Annotated in this window: 19 protein-coding genes; 12 read left to right on the forward strand and 7 right to left on the reverse strand. The window is 69.0% G+C overall.

The features are described from left to right. Positions 1 to 28: 28 nt before the first annotated feature. From NDR87_RS12885 to NDR87_RS12940, 12 genes are all read left to right on the forward strand, one after another. Positions 29 to 883 carry an isocitrate lyase/phosphoenolpyruvate mutase family protein gene (locus NDR87_RS12885; protein WP_251912509.1) on the forward strand — a complete coding sequence of 285 codons (855 nt, stop codon included), beginning with the start codon at positions 29 to 31 and terminating at the stop codon, positions 881 to 883. After that, positions 880 to 2373: an ABC transporter substrate-binding protein gene (locus tag NDR87_RS12890; RefSeq protein WP_251912507.1), complete on the forward strand. Its 1494-nt coding sequence runs from the start codon at positions 880 to 882 to the stop codon at positions 2371 to 2373. The genes NDR87_RS12885 and NDR87_RS12890 overlap by 4 nt, the downstream gene beginning before the upstream one ends. A 456-nt stretch (positions 2374 to 2829) precedes the next feature. Beyond that, positions 2830 to 4134 carry a SidA/IucD/PvdA family monooxygenase gene (locus NDR87_RS12895; protein WP_251912505.1) on the forward strand — a complete coding sequence of 435 codons (1305 nt, stop codon included), beginning with the start codon at positions 2830 to 2832 and terminating at the stop codon, positions 4132 to 4134. After that, positions 4131 to 4529 (forward strand): cupin domain-containing protein, encoded by a 399-nt coding sequence (locus NDR87_RS12900; protein WP_251912503.1) that lies wholly within the window; start codon positions 4131 to 4133, stop codon positions 4527 to 4529. The genes NDR87_RS12895 and NDR87_RS12900 overlap by 4 nt, the downstream gene beginning before the upstream one ends. A gap of 2 nt (positions 4530 to 4531) precedes the next feature. Continuing rightward, on the forward strand, positions 4532 to 6055 hold the full coding sequence (locus NDR87_RS12905) for a class I tRNA ligase family protein (RefSeq protein WP_251912501.1): 1524 nt from the start codon (positions 4532 to 4534) through the stop codon (positions 6053 to 6055). A 1-nt stretch (position 6056) separates the two neighbouring features. After that, the gene (locus NDR87_RS12910) at positions 6057 to 7094 is read left to right on the forward strand and encodes an FAD-binding oxidoreductase (protein ID WP_251912499.1); all 1038 of its coding nucleotides are present in this window, start codon (positions 6057 to 6059) and stop codon (positions 7092 to 7094) included. A 29-nt stretch (positions 7095 to 7123) separates the two neighbouring features. Beyond that, positions 7124 to 8419 (forward strand): acetyl-CoA carboxylase biotin carboxylase subunit family protein, encoded by a 1296-nt coding sequence (locus NDR87_RS12915; protein WP_251912496.1) that lies wholly within the window; start codon positions 7124 to 7126, stop codon positions 8417 to 8419. Further along, complete coding sequence (locus NDR87_RS12920; RefSeq protein WP_251912494.1) at positions 8416 to 8739, forward strand: hypothetical protein; 324 nt, start codon at positions 8416 to 8418, stop codon at positions 8737 to 8739. Before NDR87_RS12915 ends, NDR87_RS12920 begins: the two co-directional genes overlap by 4 nt. Continuing rightward, the gene (locus NDR87_RS12925) at positions 8736 to 10085 is read left to right on the forward strand and encodes an FAD-binding oxidoreductase (RefSeq protein WP_251912491.1); all 1350 of its coding nucleotides are present in this window, start codon (positions 8736 to 8738) and stop codon (positions 10083 to 10085) included. The genes NDR87_RS12920 and NDR87_RS12925 overlap by 4 nt, the downstream gene beginning before the upstream one ends. Beyond that, positions 10082 to 10711: a flavin reductase family protein gene (locus NDR87_RS12930; RefSeq protein WP_251912489.1), complete on the forward strand. Its 630-nt coding sequence runs from the start codon at positions 10082 to 10084 to the stop codon at positions 10709 to 10711. Before NDR87_RS12925 ends, NDR87_RS12930 begins: the two co-directional genes overlap by 4 nt. Further along, positions 10708 to 11889: an acyl-CoA dehydrogenase family protein gene (locus NDR87_RS12935; protein ID WP_251912487.1), complete on the forward strand. Its 1182-nt coding sequence runs from the start codon at positions 10708 to 10710 to the stop codon at positions 11887 to 11889. The genes NDR87_RS12930 and NDR87_RS12935 overlap by 4 nt, the downstream gene beginning before the upstream one ends. Before the next feature lie 225 nt (positions 11890 to 12114). After that, entirely contained in the window at positions 12115 to 12447 is a 333-nt protein-coding gene (locus NDR87_RS12940; protein WP_251912486.1) for a YnfA family protein, read from the forward strand. Between the two features lie 6 nt (positions 12448 to 12453). On the opposite strand, the gene NDR87_RS12945 is transcribed toward NDR87_RS12940, so the two are convergent. From NDR87_RS12945 to NDR87_RS12975, 7 genes are all read right to left on the reverse strand, one after another. Continuing rightward, positions 12454 to 14061 (reverse strand): ABC-F family ATP-binding cassette domain-containing protein, encoded by a 1608-nt coding sequence (locus tag NDR87_RS12945; protein WP_251912484.1) that lies wholly within the window; start codon positions 14059 to 14061, stop codon positions 12454 to 12456. Positions 14062 to 14215: 154 nt separating this feature from the next. After that, a complete protein-coding gene (locus NDR87_RS12950; RefSeq protein WP_251912482.1) occupies positions 14216 to 15304 on the reverse strand; it encodes a lytic polysaccharide monooxygenase auxiliary activity family 9 protein in 1089 nt (362 codons plus the stop codon). A gap of 134 nt (positions 15305 to 15438) precedes the next feature. Further along, a complete protein-coding gene (locus tag NDR87_RS12955; protein ID WP_251912480.1) occupies positions 15439 to 15801 on the reverse strand; it encodes a hypothetical protein in 363 nt (120 codons plus the stop codon). A 45-nt stretch (positions 15802 to 15846) separates the two neighbouring features. Next, positions 15847 to 16176 (reverse strand): hypothetical protein, encoded by a 330-nt coding sequence (locus NDR87_RS12960; protein ID WP_251912478.1) that lies wholly within the window; start codon positions 16174 to 16176, stop codon positions 15847 to 15849. Next, positions 16173 to 16394: a hypothetical protein gene (locus NDR87_RS12965; RefSeq protein ID WP_251912476.1), complete on the reverse strand. Its 222-nt coding sequence runs from the start codon at positions 16392 to 16394 to the stop codon at positions 16173 to 16175. The genes NDR87_RS12960 and NDR87_RS12965 overlap by 4 nt, the downstream gene beginning before the upstream one ends. Beyond that, on the reverse strand, positions 16391 to 18004 hold the full coding sequence (locus tag NDR87_RS12970) for a hypothetical protein (RefSeq protein ID WP_251912475.1): 1614 nt from the start codon (positions 18002 to 18004) through the stop codon (positions 16391 to 16393). Before NDR87_RS12970 ends, NDR87_RS12965 begins: the two co-directional genes overlap by 4 nt. Beyond that, positions 18001 to 18423, reverse strand: a complete 423-nt coding sequence (locus NDR87_RS12975) for a DUF2744 domain-containing protein (protein WP_251912472.1) — start codon at positions 18421 to 18423, stop codon at positions 18001 to 18003. Before NDR87_RS12975 ends, NDR87_RS12970 begins: the two co-directional genes overlap by 4 nt. Between the last annotated feature and the right edge of the window lie 25 nt (positions 18424 to 18448).

Consider the following 18448-nt stretch of genomic DNA (forward strand, 5'->3'; position numbering starts at 1 on the left):
AAAATTCGACCTCACGAGGAGTCGCAGGGTGACCACCGACAGTCAGCAGAAGAAGGCGGAGACGTTCCGGCAGCTGCACGCGGACGGCGTATTGGTACTGCCCAATGCCTGGGACGCGGTGAGCGCGGCGCTCGTCGCCGAGGCGGGCGCGGCCGCCGTCGCCACCACCAGCGCGGCGGTGTCCTGGGCCGCGGGCCGCGGCGACGGGCAGAACCTGACCCGCGAGCAGATGATCGAGCGGGTGCGCGAGATCGCCGCCGCGGTCGCGGTGCCGGTGACCGCCGATGTCGAGGGGGGCTACGGCCCCGCCCCCGAGGATGTGGCCGCCACCGTCGAAGGCGTGATCGGTGCGGGCGCGATCGGGGTGAACCTCGAGGATTCGCGGCGGCCCGGCGGCCCGCTGTTCGACATCGCCGAGCAGACCGCCCGCCTGCGCGCGGCCCGGGAGGCGGCCGCCCGAGCGGGCCTGCCGCAGCTGGTGATCAACGCCCGCACCGACGTCTACCTGTTCGGCATCGGTGCGCCCGAGGGCCGCTTCGACGATGTGGTGGCGCGCGCGGCGGCCTACGCCGAGGCCGGAGCCGACAGCCTGTTCGTGCCCGGTCTGCTCGACCTGGACGCCCTGCGCGAGCTGTCCGGCAAGTCGCCGCTGCCGATCAATGTGATGACCGGCCCCGGCGCCCCGGCGGTTTCGGAGCTGGCCGCGGCGGGCGTGCGCCGGGTCAGCCTCGGCCCGGTGGTCGCGCTGGCCGCCTACGAGCGGGTGCGGACCGCGGCGCGGGAACTGCTCACCGAGGGCACCTACAACGCGCTCGCGGGCGCGCTGGACTTCGGCGCGGTGGAGGCGCTGCTCGCCCGCCCGGCTGGGGAGGCGGCGTCATGACCGGCATCATCAGCTGGAACGGCACCGAACCGGAGAATCCGCTGGTGCCCGGCGACGCGACCGAGCGGGACAGCGTGAAGATCGTCAACGCCCTGTTCACCGGCCTGGTCGAATACGATCCGCGCACGGCCGAACCGCGCCGGGCGGTGGCGAAGTCGATCGAGTCGGCCGATTCGCGCGTCTACACGATCACCCTGAACCCGGGCTGGACCTTCCACGACGGCACCCCGGTCACCGCCGCGAGTTTCGTCGACGCCTGGAACTACACCGCCTACGGCCCGAACAAGCTCCAGGGCGCGGCATATCTGTCGCATATCGACGGATACGAGGCGACCCAGAGCGGTTCGACCGACACACTGTCCGGGCTGCGGGTGCTCGACGACGCCACCTTCGAGGTGACCCTGTCGGCGCCGTTCTCGGCGTTCGTGACCCAACTCGGCTATGCGGCGTTCTTCCCGCTGCCGCGCGGCTTCTTCGCCGACCGCACGGCGTTCGAGGCGCATCCGATCGGCAACGGCCCTTTCGCCTTCGAATCGCATGTGCCCCAGCAGCACATCGTGCTGAAGCGCTACGACGCCTACGCCGGGGCCCGCAAGCCGAAGGTCGCGGGCGTGGAGTTCCGGTTCTACAAGATGCTCGAGGACGCCTACGCCGACGTGGTCGCCAACAAGCTGGACTACCTCGACTTCGTCCCGGCCGACGCGCTCGACGGCGGCCGGTACAAGCAGGAGCTGGCCGGGCGTTACGTGTCCCAGCCGTATATGGGCGTGCAGTCGATCTCGTTTCCGCTCTACGATCCGCGCTTCGGCGATCCGCGTCTGCGCCAGGCCATCTCGATGGCGATCGATCGGCAGTACGTGATCGACAAGGCATTCGACGGCGACAAGATGCTGCCCGACGGGCTGGTGCCGCCGATCGTGCCCGGGTACGGCGGCAATGCCAGCGGGGACCTGTGCACCTACCAACCGGAGAAGGCGAAGGCGCTGTTCGACGCCTCCGGCTTCGAGGGCCCGATCGAGTTGTGCTCCAACGACGATTCGGCCAACCAGGTGTGGATCGATGCGGCCTGCGAAACCATCACCGCGGCGCTGGGCGTGGAGGCCAGGTACAAGCCGGTCCCGACCTTCGGTGAGTTCCGCAAGCTGATCAACGAGCAGAAGATGACCACCATCTTCCGCTCCGGCTGGGTCGCGGACTATCCGTCGATCGAGAACTTCCTCAACCCGATCTTCCGCACGGGCGCGGCGGTCAACGGCTCCGGCTATTCCAATCCGGAGGTGGACGAGCTGCTGGCCCGGGCCGACGCGGCGCCGTCGGAGAAGGAGGGCTGGGCGCTGTACCAGGAGGCGGAACGGCGCATCCTGCAGGACATGCCCGCGATTCCGCTGTGGTATCAGAAGGTCGAGTCGGGCTGGTCCACCCGGACCGGCAACGTCACCGTGACCCAGCTGCTGCAGCTGGATCTGTTCGATGTGACGCTCGAGGACTGACCGATACGGTGAAAGCCCCGCCCCCGCGGCCGGAAACGGCTGCGGTGGCGGGGCTTTCGCATGGGTGACGAACGATATTGTTCGTCGCTTTTGTCCGTGCTGGTCACCGACCGCGCGCGCGACGATGCGCGGGCCCCCGGGTCGTTAGCCGGGCATGGATCGGATCGGCCCGCTTTCGGCGGACGTCTCCACAACCCGGATAGTTGCGACCCGCTTCGGCGTTAACGTTCTCGGCAAAATGCGGACAACGCGGCGTGAACACCCGATGGCCATCGATTCGCCACAATCCTTGCGCCCCAGGCATGTTCGGCAGCGCCAGTGGGTATTCCCAGCACACCGAACGATCCCGACGATCGGTTGATGTTCGGTGCGCGCAAAAGCTTTCGACCAACGCGCCGACGGAATTGACTGTCTCACAGCGTTATCCGAGCCCTACCAAGACTCAGGTGGAACACTGTGACCGCATATGACGTCGACGTCCTAGCCATCGGTGCGGGACCCGCCAATCTGGCCCTGGCCGTCGCCCTGGAGGAATCCGGGGACGTGGCCCTCGCCCAGAGCACCCTCGTACTCGAGCAGCACCCCGATGTGAAGTGGCAGCGCAATCTGCTGCTGCCCTGGGCCCGCAGCCAGGTCTCGTTCCTGAAGGACCTGGTGACGCTGCGCAACCCGCGCAGCCGCTTCACCTTCCTCAACTTCCTGCACGAGCGCCGACGCCTCGACGAATTCGTCAACCTGGCCACATTCAATCCCTACCGCCAGGAGTTGTCGGACTACCAGCAGTGGGTCGCGCATTCGCTGGAGCATGTGAAGGTGCGCTACAACGCCCGCGTCGAGCGGGTGGAGCCCCGCCGCGGCGCCGACCACCGCATCGTCGGCTGGACGGTGTACCTGGCCGGAGGCGACCGGATCGCCTGCCGCGACCTGGTTTTCGGCACCGGCCGCGATGCGCGCATCCCCGCCGAGTTCGCGGGCCTGCCCACCGACAAGGTCATCCACAGCACCCAGTACACCTCCCGCATCACCGAGATCCTCGCCGAGGGCCGGACGGTCGAGCGGCCGGTCGTGGTCGGTGGCGCGCAGAGCGCGGCGGAGATGTTCATGGCGGTGCACACCGATCTGCCGGGCAGCATGCCGACGATGGTGATGCGCTCGATCGGCCTGCAGAACTATCAGACCAGCAAGTTCGTCAACGAGCTGTTCTACCCGTCGTTCGTGGACGAGTTCTACTACTGCGACGCCGAATCCCGCCGCCGCATCCTCGACCAGGTGCACCTCACCAACTACGCGGGCCTGGCCCCGCCGTTCCTGGACGAGCTGTATTCGATGCTGTACTCGCAGAAGCTGTTCGGGCAGCAGCGTTCTCGCATCGTGCCGATGGTCGATGTGGTGGGCGCACAGCTCGATGGCGAGGACATCGTGCTGTCGCTGCGCGATATCCGCAGCGGCCGCATCGAGGAGCTGCGCAGCGATCTGGTGCTGCTGGGCACCGGCTACTCCCCCGAGATGCCCGCCATGGTGCGCGCGCTGGCCGACCTCATCGGCGTCAGCAGCATCGAGGTGAGCCGCCGATATCGCTGGGATATCGGTGAACACGCCTGGGGCGCGGTGTATCTGCAGGGCATGAACGAGGCCACGCACGGCATCTCCGACACCCTGATCAGCGTGCTGGCGCACCGCTCCCAGGACATCGTCGACGATCTGCTGGATCGGCGCGCCGAGCTGGGCGAGCGCGCGGTGGTCGAGGTGCGGTCGGCATGAGAAAGTTCGAGATTCGCGGGCTGGACCGCGAGCACCTGGAGGTCGCCTACGGCGTGGCCTCGCAGCGGCTGCTGCCCTGGGAGCTGCTCAACGCCCCGTTCGAGGGCGCGTGGTGCGTACTGGGTCCCGGCGAGGCGTCCGACCCGCATTCCCATCATGAATACGAGCTGTTCATCGCGATGAAGGGGCAGGCGGTCCTCGAGGAGGACGGCGAGCAGCGGCCCTTCGTCGCGGGCGATCTGGCCCACCACCTCCCCGGCACGCACCACTACGTGCGCAATGTCGGCGCGGAGGACTTCGAGTGGTACGCCATCTGGTGGGACACCGACATGTCCGACCGGTTCCTGGCCCGCCACCAGTCCAATCCCCCTGTCCCCCAGAGTAGTTCGGTGTGATCATGACCGGCCCGACCATCATCATCTCCCCCGCCCCGACCGCCAACGGCGATCTGCATCTGGGGCATATCGCGGGCCCGTTCCTGGCCGCGGACGTCTACGCCCGCTACGCCCGTGCCACCGGCCGCACCGTGGTCTTCGGCACGGGCGTGCAGGACACCTCGACCTTCGTGGTCACCACCGCGCGCCGCCTCGGCACCTCACCGGAGGCGCTGGTGCGCCGCTCGGCCAAGGAGGTCGAGGCCACCCTCGGCGCGCTCGGCATCGCGGTGGACGGATTCACCGGCTGGGAGGAGCGGTTCACCTCCTTCGTCTCCCGAGTGGTGGAGAAGCTGCGCGATTCCGGCCGACTCCGATTGCGCGAGATGAAGTTTCCCTATTCGCCCAGCACCGGTGAGTACCTCGTCGACGGGCATATCGCGGGCGCGTGCCCGATCTGCCTGGCCGACAGCTGCGGCGGGCTGTGCGAGACCTGCGGGCATCCGGTCGCGGCCGCGGATCTGCTGGATCCGCATGCCACCCGCGATCCGGACGAGCCCATCGAATTCCGCACCGCCGAGGTGCTGGTGCTGCCCGCGGAGGAGTATCGGGGCAGGCTGCGGGCGCACTTCGACCGCATCTCCGGCTCGCTGCGACCGCGCGCGGCCCAGGTCATCGACGAGATCCTGGCCAAGCCGCTGCCGGAGTTCCCGGTCACCTACCCGCTGGAGTGGGGCATTCCCGCGCCCGGGCTGCCCGGCCAGGTGATCAATCCGAACGCCGAGCCGGTGGCCTGGACCATGTACTGCTCCATGCTGGCCGCCGAACAGGCCGGACTCACCCCGGTCACCGAGGACCAGCTGTGGCGGCGCGAGGCGGGCACCGAGATCGTGTACTTCCTCGGCGTGGACAACGTCCACCCGTTCGCGATCTCCGGCCTGGCGATGCTGCTGGCCTACGGCCCGGACTATCCGCTGCCGACCCGCTTCCTCACCAATGAGTTCTACGAGCTGGACCGGGAGAAGTTCTCCACCAGCCGGGGACATCTGGTGTGGGGCCGCGATCTGGCCGAGCGGGTGCCGCGCGATCTGATCCGCTTCCATCTGGCCTGCGACAGCCCGGAGTTCCAGCGGACCAGCTTCAATCGGGCCGAGCTGGACCGGCTGACCCGGATCCGGCTGGTCGATCCGTGGAACCGGATCGCCGAGCGGGTGGAGCCCCATGTGGGCAGCGGGCCGCTGCCGGTGTCGGGGCGCTCGCGCACCTCCGCGGTGCGCATCCTGGACCGATTCCGCTCGGCCTACGAGCTGCCCCGGTTCAGCCTGAGCCGGGCCGCGGCCATCCTCACCCAGCAGCTCGAGCGGCTCGACCGCGCCGAGCTGACCGACGGGGATCTGTGTCACGAGGCCGAGGTGCTGTTGCGCTGTGCCGCACCGATTCTCATCGACCTGGGCGCGGCGCTGCCGGAGCGGTCGCTGGTCGGCATCGCGGTGCGCGACACCGTGACCCCGATCCGGCTGCCGCGCCTGACACCGGCGGAGGGTTGAGATGGGCTCGGTCGTCATCGCGGGCGCGGGCATCAACGGTCTGATCACGGCCATCCGATGCGTCCGCGCCGGACATCGGGTCACCGTGGTCGACCGCGGCCCGGTGCCCAATCACGGGTCGAGCTCGTTCGACCAGCATCGGGCGCTGCGCGCGCTGACGACCGAGAACACCGGCGCCGCAACGGATCTGCACCAGCGCTGGATGCGGCTGCAGACCCTGCTCGGCGGCCGGTTCTACCGGCGGGTGGGTGTGGTCAGCGGCTGGCCCGCCGACCGCGTCGACACCGCCGCGGCCGCCGCCGAACGCAGCGGCATGCGAATCGCGGTGCTGGAACCGAACCGGTTGCCGCACATCGTCTTTCCCGACGGTCACGTCGGCGTGCACGAGCTCGACGCCGGGGTGCTGCTGGCCGAACGGGTGCTGCACGCGGCGGCGCGCTGGCTGCGCCGCCATTCCGCGGTCACGCTGCGGCCGTGGACCGAGGTGGTCGAGGTCGACACCGATCGCACCCGGGTGCGGCTGGCCGACAACACCTGGCTCGCGGGTGATTTCGTCCTCGTCGCGGCGGGCGCGTGGACCCGGGAGCTGGTGCCCACCGACACCGTGGTGCACCGCCAGACGATCGTGTACGTGCGCCCGCCGCGCGAGCTGGCGGACTGGTGGGAGCAGGCGCCCACCGCGGGCGGGGTCGGCGACGACGGCACCGGATGGCTGCTGCCGCCCGGCGACGGGACCCTGCTCAAGCTGTCGGCCACCGGCATGTGCCGCACGGTGACCGATATGTCCGACGACGACCACCTCGATCGGGCGGCCGCGCACCACTGCCGCGAACGCCTGTTGGCCGCGCCGTGGCGCTATCCCGTTGTCGCCGTGCGGCATTGCCACTACACCGTCGACGCCCGCACCGGCGCGGCCGCCCTGGAACAGGTCGGCCCGGCGGTCTGGGCCCGGGCGGCCGTCGGCGGCGACGGGTTCCGCACCGCGCCGCTGGTCGCCGACCGCATCGCCGAACTCGCGGCCACCGCCGTGGCCGCCTAGCCGAAACGCCTTACAGGAGAAGGAATCCCATGACCCAGAACGATGCCCTGCTGGCCATCGGCAGCGGCCTGCAACTGTACCGGGAGTATCTGGTCCGCTCGCTGCATGCGCGCGCCCGCGCGCACGGCCTGGATCTGGTGCTGCTGAACAACCTCGAACCCACCTGGCAGCGCGAGTACTTCGACGAGACCACCGTGGCCAATCTGTTCGACCACGAGATCCTGGCCGAGCGGGGCCGCGAGATCGCCCGGCGCCGCCGCATTGTCGGCGTCATGTGCTGGGACGAGCCGCTGGTGCAGCCCGCCGCCGATCTGGCCGAGGAGCTGGGGGTTCCGGGCCTGAGCGCCGACGGCGTGCGGGGCTGCCGGGACAAGAACCGCACCCGCTCGGTGCTCACCGCCGCCGGAATGCTGCAACCGAAGTTCGCGCTCACCCACAACGTCGAGGAGGCCCGCGCGGCCGCGGCCCGCATCGGCTACCCGGTCGTGGTCAAGCCGCAGGCCCTCGGCGCGAGCATGGGCGTGGTGCTGGCCGCGAACGAGGGCGAGCTGGACGCCGCCTTCGGCGTCGCGGCCGGGGCCAGCACCATCGGCGACGAGCCGTTCATCGGCACGGCGCTGGTCGAGGAGTTCGCGATCGGACCCGAGATCAGCATCGACGCGGCGGTCTACAAGGGCGAGTACACGCCGATGTTCCTGGCTCGCAAACGCACCGGACTGGAACCGTATTTCGAGGAGATCGGGCATATCGTCGACGCCGACGACCCGCTGCTGCGCGACGAGGCGCTCATCGGGACGCTCGCCCGGGCTCATCGGGAATTGGGGGTGGACAACGGCATCACCCACAGCGAGGTGCGGCTGACCGAGCGCGGCCCGTTGATCATCGAGATCAACGGCCGTCTCGGCGGTGATCTGATTCCGTTCCTGGGCAAGACCGCCACCGGCATCGATCCGGGCGAGGTGCTGGTCGATATCGCCAGCGGGCGGCGGCCCACCATCGCGCCGACCCGGAACGCGGTGGCGGGCATCCGATTCGGCTACCCGGACCGCGACCGCAAGGTGCGTTCGGTGACCGTGCCCGAGCATGCGCCCGGCTTGGTGACCGCCGCGGCGATGGTCGAGCCCGGCGCCGAACTGCGGCTGCCGCCCGGCGGCTACATCGCGCGCCATTCGTTCGTGGTGTGCGAGGCGTCGGATCCGCGGCGCTGCGACGAATTGCTCGACGCCGCGGCCGATCTCGTCGTCCTGGACGGCGAACCGCTCGAACCGCTGGCCGAGGGCGCCACCTTCACCCTGCCCTCCGGACTCCTGGACGCCGACAAATGATCAATTACGAGGGCCGCAGATTCCGTAACCCCGAGGCCGACGACGGTGTGGTCGCGCGCTACCACCAGAGCGGGGATCTGGTGTGGGCGCACTTCTCCGGCGGGAAGGTCCGCCGCGGCAGCGTCAACGGCGTGGTCGACAGCTCCGGCGTGCTGAAGCTGGCGTACACCATGGTGCTCGCCGACAACGAGATCATCACCGGATTCACCCACACCACACCCGAGCACACCGACGACGGCGTGTTGCGGCTGCGCGAGGAATGGCAGCGCTACGGGCCCAACGGGTCTGCCGGGGTGTCCTACCTGGAGGAGGTGCGGTGACCGAGCTGCAGGAGCTCGTCGGCGGCCGTCTGCTGTATCCGGGAGATCCCGGCTTCACGGCGGCCACCGCCCCGTTCAACAAGCGCTATGCCGACGTCCAGCCGACCGCGGCGCTGGCGGTACGCGACGCCGCCGATGTGTCGCGGGCCATCGTCTGGGCCCGCGACACCGGTGAGCAGATCGTGGTCCGCGGCGGCGGGCACAGCTACGCCGGCTTCTCCACCGGCACCGGGCTGGTGCTGGATCTGCGCGCACTCGACGAGATCCGGGTCGATCCTGACACCGGGCGGGTCACGGTCGGTGGCGGCGCCCGCAGCGGCGCGATCTACGCCGCCCTGGAAAAGCACGATCTGGCCTTCCCGCTGGGCAATTCGGACGAGGTCGGCATCGGTGGGCTCACCCTCGGCGGCGGTGTGGCCGCGGTGTCGCGGGCCTTCGGGCTGACCTCGGACGCCCTGGTGGAGACCGAGGTCGTGCTCGCCGACGGCACCATCGTGCGTGCCAACGCGACCGAGCACGCCGATCTGTTCTGGGCCTGCCGTGGCGGCGGGGGCGGGAACTTCGGGGTGAACACCTCGTTCACCTTCCAGGCCCGCGACCCGCTACCGAGCTCGACCTGCCTGCTGCTGTGGGACTGGAAGCACGCGCGCGAGGTGCTGGCGGTCATGCAGCGGATCATGGCCGAGGCACCCGACGAATTCGCTGCCCGGATCGGCGTGAGCCGCGCCGGTGACTCGCCGGGCACGGTATCGGTGATCGGCCAACATCTGGGTCCGGCAAGCGAACTGCGCGACCTGCTGGCCCCGGCGATCGCGACCGCCGCGCCCCGGCACTGCGATATCAGCGACAAGACCTACTGGGAGGCCAAGGACTTCCTGCACCACGAAACCTCCGGGGACCCTTTCGCGGTGCGCACCCGCACCACGCCGACACCGCTGTCGGAGGCGGGCATCGAGACCATCGTCGCCGCGCTGAACCGCTGGCCCGGCAGCTCCAATCCCGACGGCGGCGGCGTGGCGCTGTTCACCTGGGGCGGGGCGATCAATCGGATTCCGGTGTCGGCCACCGCCTTCCCGCATCGCGACGTGCTGTTCCTGATCTCCATGGACACCTCGTGGAGCACCGGCGATCCGTCGCTCACGGTGTGGTCGAATCTGGAATGGCTGGACGGGCTGCATGCCGAGATGGGTGCGCACGCCAGCGATATGTCGTATGTGAACTTCACCGATCCGTCGCTGTCGGGGTGTACGCCCTACTACGGCACGAACCTGCCGCGGCTGGAACGCATCAAGAAGCACTACGACCCCGAGAACGTCTTCGACTTCTGTCAGGCGGTGGGTTCATGATGACCCTGCCGGTGCGGGCGGGCGAACAGGTCGTCGAGCCCGCGGTCGCGTGGGCGGAGTCCGAATTGGATTGGGGCGAGCCGATTCCCGGTGCGCCCATCCTGCGTTCGATCGCCGGGACCGCGGTCGACCTGCGCGGGGCGATGCGCCACTTCGCGACGGGGGTGGCCGTGGTCACCACCCATCGCGAGGGCGCGCACGACGCGGTGACCGTCAATTCGCTGGTCTCGCTGTCGCTGGAGCCGCCGCTGGTGGCGATCTCGCTGCGGCGCGACTCGCGGTTCGGGCTCGATCTGCTCGCCTCGCGGGAGTGGAACGTCTGCATTCTCGGCGGCGAGTCCGGCTCGGTGGCAAGCACTTTCGCGCGCGATCGCCAGACCCGCACCGCGGCCCTGGCGGCGCTGCCCACCCGCCCGGGCACCCGCACCGACGCGCTGCTGCTGGACGCTCCGGGCTGGCTGGAATGCGTGCTCGACCGCACCTACGAGGTCGGCGACCACACCCTGTTCATCGGGGTGGTGGTCGCGGCCGGAACCCATGAGCCGGGCGCGCAACTGCTGTTCACGCACGGCCGCTTTCACATTCTCGACCACTCCCCCGACACCCGCCCAGGAGGCACCCCGTGACCATCGTCGACGAACCCCGTCTCACCGACCGCGGCCCCGAGGCCGCCGAGATCCTGGCCCGCGCCCAGGCGATCGCGCCGCTGGTGCGCGAGCGCGCCGAGGAGATCGAGCGGCTGCGCCGGTTGCCCGACGATATCGTGGAGCTGCTGCGCGACGCCGGTGTGTTCCGGATGGCCTTCGGAAAGCACTGGGGCGGACCGGAACTCACCTCCATCGAGCAGACCGAGGTGGTCGAGGCGCTGGCCTACGGCGACGCCTCGGTGGGCTGGTGCGCGATGATCGGCTCCGACACCGGCCTGTACGCCAACTTCCTCGCCGAGGAGGTGGCGCGCAAGATGTTCCCGAGCCTGGACATGGCCACCGCCGGGCTGCTGTTCCCGATCGGGCACGCCGAGATCGTGCCCGGCGGCTACCGGCTGACCGGCCGCTGGCAGTTCGGCAGCGGCATCAACCACGCCGATTGGGTGGTGTCGGGCGGATTCATCTTCCGCGACGGCAAGCCCGAACCGGACGAGAACGGCAGTCACGATTCGAAGCTGTTCATGGTGCCGCGCGATCAGGTCGAACTGCTCGACACCTGGCACACCACCGGCCTGTCCGGCAGCGGCAGCTGCGACTACACCATCACCGACGTCTTCGTGCCCACCGAGCACACCCTGGTGTTCTCGGAGGTGCACGGCCCGGCCGGACCGCTGGCCCAGCCCGAGGTCCACATGCGCAATATGCCCGGCGTCCCGCTGGGCGTGGCCCGCGCGGCGCTGGACCACGTGCGCACCGAATCCGCCGCCCGCGCCGACGACTACCGGCTGCAGGTCACCCTCGCCGACTGCGAGGCCGACTACCACGCCACCCGCGCCGGGGTCTACACCGCGCTGCGCCGGGAATGGGAGGTCCTCTCCGACGGCGGCACCCTCGACGACCTCACCCCGGAAGAGCGTGCGGCACTCCCCCTCTCGCGCCTGCACGCCTTCCGCACCGCCCGCTCGATCGTCCTGCGCCTCTACGACCTGCGCCAAACCGCCTCGATCTACAAGCCCTCCCCCCTGGACCGCTGGCTGCGCGACACCACCACGATGTGCCAGCACGTCGTGGCCCAGGACCGCATCCTCCAATCCGCAGGCGCCCACCTCACCGGCGGCACCCCCAGCTTCCGCCTCGCCCTGGGCATCACCAGCTAGCCCCCCAGCGCGCGGCCCCCGGGAGCGGGCACCAATCGCCGCACCCTCTCCCGCACTTCGCACCCCCTGCGGGCGGCCGGAAGGGGTGCGAGGCATCGGAAGGGGTGCGGCGATCCGAACGGTGGCGGCGACGGTCGCACCCTTTCTGGGCCTTCGCACCCCTTGCGGGCAGCGAGAAGGGGTGCGAAGCGCGGAAAGGGGTGCGGGGTTCGCTACGGTCGGGGCATGATCGTTGCCCGGTCGTTGGTGTTGTTCGGGTTGGCCGCGCTCGCCGAGATCGGCGGGGCGTGGCTGGTGTGGCAGGGGTGGCGCGAACATCGTGGGGTGGTGTGGATCGCGGCGGGCATCATTGCCCTGGGCGCCTACGGGTTCGTCGCCACCTTTCAGCCGGATCCCAATTTCGGACGCATCCTTGCCGCTTACGGCGGCGTCTTCGTGGCCGGGTCGCTGGCCTGGGGTATGGCCGTGGACGGGTTCCGGCCCGACCGATTCGACGTGCTGGGTGCGGTGATCTGCCTGGTGGGAGTGGCCGTGATCATGTACGCGCCGCGGCACTGACGCCGATCACCCCGGCTGGCCCGGCGCGTCGCGATCGACCAGACCGGCCGCGGTGAGCTCGAGCCTGCGGGTCACCCCGATCTCGTCGAGGAAGCGCGGGTCGTGGCTCACCACGATCAGCGCGCCCTCGAACCCGGCCAGCGCCTCGGTGAGGTGACGCAGGCTGGGCAGGTCGAGGTTGTTGGTCGGCTCGTCGAGCAGCAGCAGCCGTGGCGCCGGGTCGGCCAGCAGCAGCATCGCCAGCGCCGCCCGCAGCCGCTCCCCGCCCGAGAGCGCGCCCGCGGCCACATCGGCGTCCGCGCCGCGGAACAGGAAACGGGCGAGCTGCGACCGGACCCGTTCGGCCGAGGCATGCGGCGCCTGGGCCGCGATGTTCTCGAACACCGACCTCGACTCGTCGAAGATGTTCAGCCGCTGCGGAAGCAGCCGCCACGGCACCTTCGGCGGCTCGGCGACGATGCGCCGCAGCAACGTCGTCTTACCCGCGCCGTTGCGGCCGGTGAGCGCGATCCGTTCCGGCCCGCTCACCGTGAGCGAGACCACCGGACCGTTGGCCAGTTCCACCTCGTGCAGCTCGATCACGTCCTGCCCGGGATACAAACGGGTGCCGGGCAATTCGACGCGAATCTCCCGGTCGTCACGCAGCAGCTCCTGCGCATGGGCGAGGGTTTCCTTGGCCTCCTCCACCTTGGCGATGTGGCTGTTGCGCAGCTTGCCCGCCGACACCTGGGCCTGGCGCTTGCGCTCCTGCATCACGATCTTCGGCTCCCGCTTCTGCTCGTACATCTTCTGCCCGTAGCGCTTGCGGCGGTCGAGCTTGATGCGGGCCTCGACCAGCTCGCGCGCCTGCTTGCGAACATCGCTGCGGGCATCGCGGACGGCCGCGCGGGCGGCCTCCTGCTCGGCTTCGACGATCGCCTCGTAATCGTCGAAATTGCCACCGAACAAGCGAATTTCACCGCCCCGCAGCTCGGCGACGGCCGCGACGCGCGAGAGCAGCTCCCGATCGTGACTGACCGTCAGCACGGTCCCCGGGAACTGCCCGACCACCTCGTAGAGCCGCTCGCGCGCGGCCGCGTCGAGATTGTTGGTCGGCTCGTCGAGCAGCAGCACATCCGGTTCGGCCAGCAGCTCGGCCACCAGGCCGAGCAGCACGGTCTCCCCGCCCGAGAGCGTCTCCAGCCGCCGATCCAGCTGCGCCACATCATCGGCCAGATAGTGCAACCCGAGCCGTCCCAGCAGCGCGATCGCCCGCTCCTCGACATCCCAACGGCTGCCGACGATTTCGAAGTCCGCCTCGGTGGCAGCACCGGATTCGATGCGATGCAGGGCATTTCGCACATCGTCGATACCCAGCACCGCGTCCACCCGCTGCCCCGCGGCGAGCCCGAGATCCTGACGCAGATATCCGAGCCGCCCACCGACGGTGACCGACCCACGAACCGGCCGCAACTCCCCGGCGATCAGCCGCAACAGCGTGGACTTCCCCGCACCGTTGCTGCCCACCAACCCTATATGCCCAGGCCCCAGCGCCGCATCCAGCCCCTCGAACACCGGCGTCCCATCGGGCCAGGCGAAGGTGAGATCGGAAATGGAAACAGAGGTAATAGACATGTGCGTGCTCCTGAGGGTGGCGAGGGATGCGGCGCGCGAATGCGGGCCACTCGGGGCTACCTCAGAAGAGCAACGGCACGACTCCGATCAACGGGAACAAGACCTTCAACAAGCTAGCGGCGACAACGAGCTCGCGCAAGAGGTTTTCGAACGACTACGACTCCGTGACACGCACATAGGATTCGGCGTTGGTATCGACGACCGGATGGTACGAAGCGACAGAGCTCCTGGCCTGGACGGTGATCACATCGCCCGCGTTGACCGTCGCCGTAATCGACGCACCGATCGTCGCGTTGCCCCCGCTGGGCACCTTCCGGGGGGTGCCGACGACCACTACCGTGCGGTTGACGAGCAACTGAACCCTGACCTCCGCCTCGGGCACGAATTGACCGGCGCTACTGAATACCACCGAGGCGACGATCTTGGCCCCGACCTTCGGATTCTGAACGACCAGGCCGTCCGAGGACACCGCGGACCCCGGATAGCGTTCGGTATCGGGTTTCCACCCGGAAATGGTTTCCCAGGTCGAGCTGCTCATTCGATTCCAGTAACCGTTCTTGGTCATCGACGACGGCTGAAAGCTCGATACGGCGTCCACGGTCAACGAACCCGCGCCGGTATGCCTCGCCTCGGCACCGGCCCGTGCGGTACTCACCTGTGCCAGCGTGCCCTCCCCGGCACCGGTGGCGGGTAGCCCGGTGAGTACCGACAGCGCACCGGCCCCGGAGATGGCCGACCGGGAACCGGACGCCGCCGAAAACGCCCCGGCCGCACCGTGATCCACCGCCACCACGACCGGGCCCGCCGCGCCGGTCGCCGCGCTCAGGCTGCCCTCGGCGGTTCCCCGGATGGTTTCCGGCGACAGGCCCGAATACCGCCCCTCCGAGTTGAACACCGCGTCCACGACCGCCGTGGCGATGCAGACGACGGCGGCCGAACCCGCGGCGCGCGCCGGTGCCGCGCCACCGACCCTGATCTCGGCACTCGCGGCCCCGGACGCCGCCGCGGGCACGGGCGACAGCACGGGTCTGCCGGACCTGATCGCGACGCGCGCGGTCGCCGTACCGCTGCCGCCGGCGGTGGAAGGTAGTGCCGACCAGGCCGACGGCTCACCGGCGAGCGCACCGGACCCGGCCGCGGGCGCCGGTGCCGCGGCGCGGACGGCATCGTAGCCCGGGACAACGGCCGCCGAACCGTTGAAACTCGCCACCAGATACGGTCGAATCACCGGAACCTCGGTCACCAGAAACGTTCTCGGCGCACCTGGCGGAATCGACTGGACTCCAACCACTTTCGGAGCCCGCACCACAGCGGTGGGCACCGTCGGCGACACGGCGCGCACCTGAGACTGCCGCGGAGCCATTCGGCTTCCTCCGATCAGCTCTGGGTGAAGGTCGGGGTGATCAGCAGCTGGCCCTGACCGCCCAGGGTGGTCGAGCTGATGGCGACCTTGTCGATGAAGTCGGCCTGACCACCCTTCTCGGACTTCCACAGACCCACATAGGTGTAGGTGCCGGCGGGCAGATCGATGGTCACCTGGGAGCCGGTGATCACACCGCCGGTGCCGGAGGTCCAGGTGGTCTGCTTGCGGACGTAGGCGGGCGCGCCGTCCTTGGCCTCGTTGGCCCCGGTGGTACCGGGATCGGCGGTGTGGACGCTCACATAGGCGGCGGGCGCACCCGCGAACATCTTGTACGCGTCGGCGAGCGCCTGGCGAACGGCGGCGACTGCAATGGCCATGGTTTTCTCCTTGGATCGAAATGGGTTGCGCGGCAGCCGGTTCGGCTACTGCTTGCGACGCACGGCGCCGTAGAACCAGAGGTACTCGGTGCTGGGCGTGGTCGGATACGACACGTACAGGCGGTATTTCGCGCCGCTGGGGATCGCATCCGCGAAATCGGATTGCACGACGAATTTGGCCTCCGTGTTGGTGAGCACCGCATTCCAGGTGTCGAGCGTCCGCTCCGCGGCATCGAACAGCACGATGCGCACGGTGGTGCCGCTCGGGAAGAACGCACCGTCGGCCAGGGCCAGGGTGTGCACGAAATCGGCGCCCTTGGACAGCACCAGGGTGCGACTGGTCGGGTCGTATCCGAGCTGGGTCTGCTCGGTCATGATGCTCCTGTCGTGGGCCAGACGCCGCCGGGCTCCACCGGAGGGTCGTCGACCGGATCGGGTTCGATGAATGTCGGCGCGGGCTCGGGCTCCAGAGCGCCGAGATACAGGCTGCCGCGCGGGACGGGACCGGCCGTGCCGACGGTCGATACGGTCAGCAATCCGTTCGACATGGTCAGCGCCAACTCGTATCCGTCGATCGTCACAAGCGTTGTCATAGATCCTCTGCTTTCCAATCTCCCCAGCCACCGCCGTTGGTCCAGCTCTGCCGCTCGGTGCCGAGACCGGTGAAGCGGTACGCCGGCCCCTTCGGGATGACGTTGTCGGTGTCGGGGTAGGTCACGACCGTCGCCCAGGCGCCGTTGGTTTTCATCTCGGCGGTGAACATGTTGCCGACCGCCCGCAGGCGAAGCTCGGCATTGTCGGCAATCGCGACCTGCGCACCGGCGAGGCTCTTGAAATTCTCGGCGCCCGTCACACGGAAGATATGGACGCTGCTGTGATTGACGCCCAATGCGACGCAGGAACTGTTGCGCACATCGGATCGCAGTACCAGCCAGGCGAACCGTTCCGTCGGATTGCGAACGCGCCCGGCGACCATCTGGTCGTCGTAGTTGAGATTGCGGCCGTAGATGTAGCGGCGTTGTCCATCGGTGAGGCCCGACACCACGAACACCCCGCCCTCGACGGTGGCGTGCAACGACGACATCCGCACCAGCGATTCCGGCATACCCTCCTCGAAGTCTTCGAAGAAGCTCAGCCGCATCGGATTCCCGGTGATCAGCGCCTTGCCCAGCGACAGATACGGCGTGAAGATCGAGGTGAACTTCAGCCCGTTGCGGGGAATGACCGAGCCCGCCGTCAACGGCGACGAGCTGGCGAAACTCGACTTGATCTGCGGCGGCCACACTTCCGGGGACCGCGGGATGTCGACCGCCGGGATGCCGAGCAGCTGCCGTGGATTTCCGCTGCCCCGCTGATGAATGCCGACGTAGGCGGTCTCACCGGTCGAGAAGACGATATCGTTCGGCAGTTGCACCGATCGCTCGAATCGCGAATTGGTGATGAGCGGGGTCTGGTTCTCCGATACCCATTCGATCTTGACGTCCCCGGTGTCCAGCATTCTGCCGACCACCACGTACAACTCGCACGGATTGGACACGTCGTCGGGGATATAGGTGACCACCCGGCGGCCGCCGTCGTACAGACAGCGAATGAACGCGCCCTCCATGGAATTGGCCTGCGGGGTGTACCTCGGTATGGTCAACCACCACAGCGTCGCCTGCCCACTGGCCGCTGGAAAGGTCAGCGGTTCCCATCCGGGCTGGGATTGACCCGCGACACCCCACAGCGTGCTGTGCAGCAGAGTGCGCGGAAACGACGATTCCTCGGTCAGATTCATCGTCTCCCAATACGGCCGCAGGGGCAGTCCGTCGACGACCACCTGCACACGAGAGCTCGTCGATTTGATGACCGGGGTCTGACTGTCGGCCGTCTGCTGCGCCGTATCGGCGCTCTGCTGCGCGCCCCGAGCCTCTCGCATGGCCCGCTCGGCATCGGCACGCAGCCGCCGCGCCCAGCCGGACAGATCGATCAATCCGCCGGTCAAGCCGGTGATGGCGTCGCAGAGGTTGGCCGCGAACATGTCGAAGCCCGCCTCCATCACCTTGGCCATATTGATCTGCACCGGGGTGTAGGACTTGAGCACGTCGGCCTGCAGCGCCGCCCTGGCCGAGGCCTCGGTAACCTTGGCCAGACTGCGGACGACCGGTCCGCCGGGCTTGCCGGAATAGACGCCATCGGGCAGTTTGCCGTCCGGTGCTGTCATGCGTCACCCTCGTACGTACCTTCTTGCGCCACCACGGGTTCCAGTTCGCGTCGGTCCACCAGGTGGGCCAGTTCACCGGATGCCCGCAGCTGCTCGACCAGCAGGCGGCGCTCCTCGGCCGACATGTCCGCCACCGAGGGCACGGTCACCTCGGGCGGCATCGGGGTGCCGATCGGAACCCACCGGCCCGCCTGGCCTATCCAGTGTTCGCCGCCGGGCGCGGCGGGCTGATATTCGAGGGTCTGCTCCTCGGGATGATGCCGGAAACCGATGTCCCACAGGTGTTTCGACCACTGGCCGAGCACCTGCGGCGGGACGAGCAGTGGACCGTTGCGCGGGCCGGGCAACCCGACCAGCGCCCAGACGAATGCCTCCGACGGATTGTCGGGATCGCATTCGTGTTGCAGGGGAAGCGCCATGAAATGACTCCGTTTTATCGAATTG

This window comes from Nocardia sp. CDC159 (assembly GCF_023740735.1).
GTDB lineage: Bacteria > Actinomycetota > Actinomycetes > Mycobacteriales > Mycobacteriaceae > Nocardia > Nocardia pulmonis.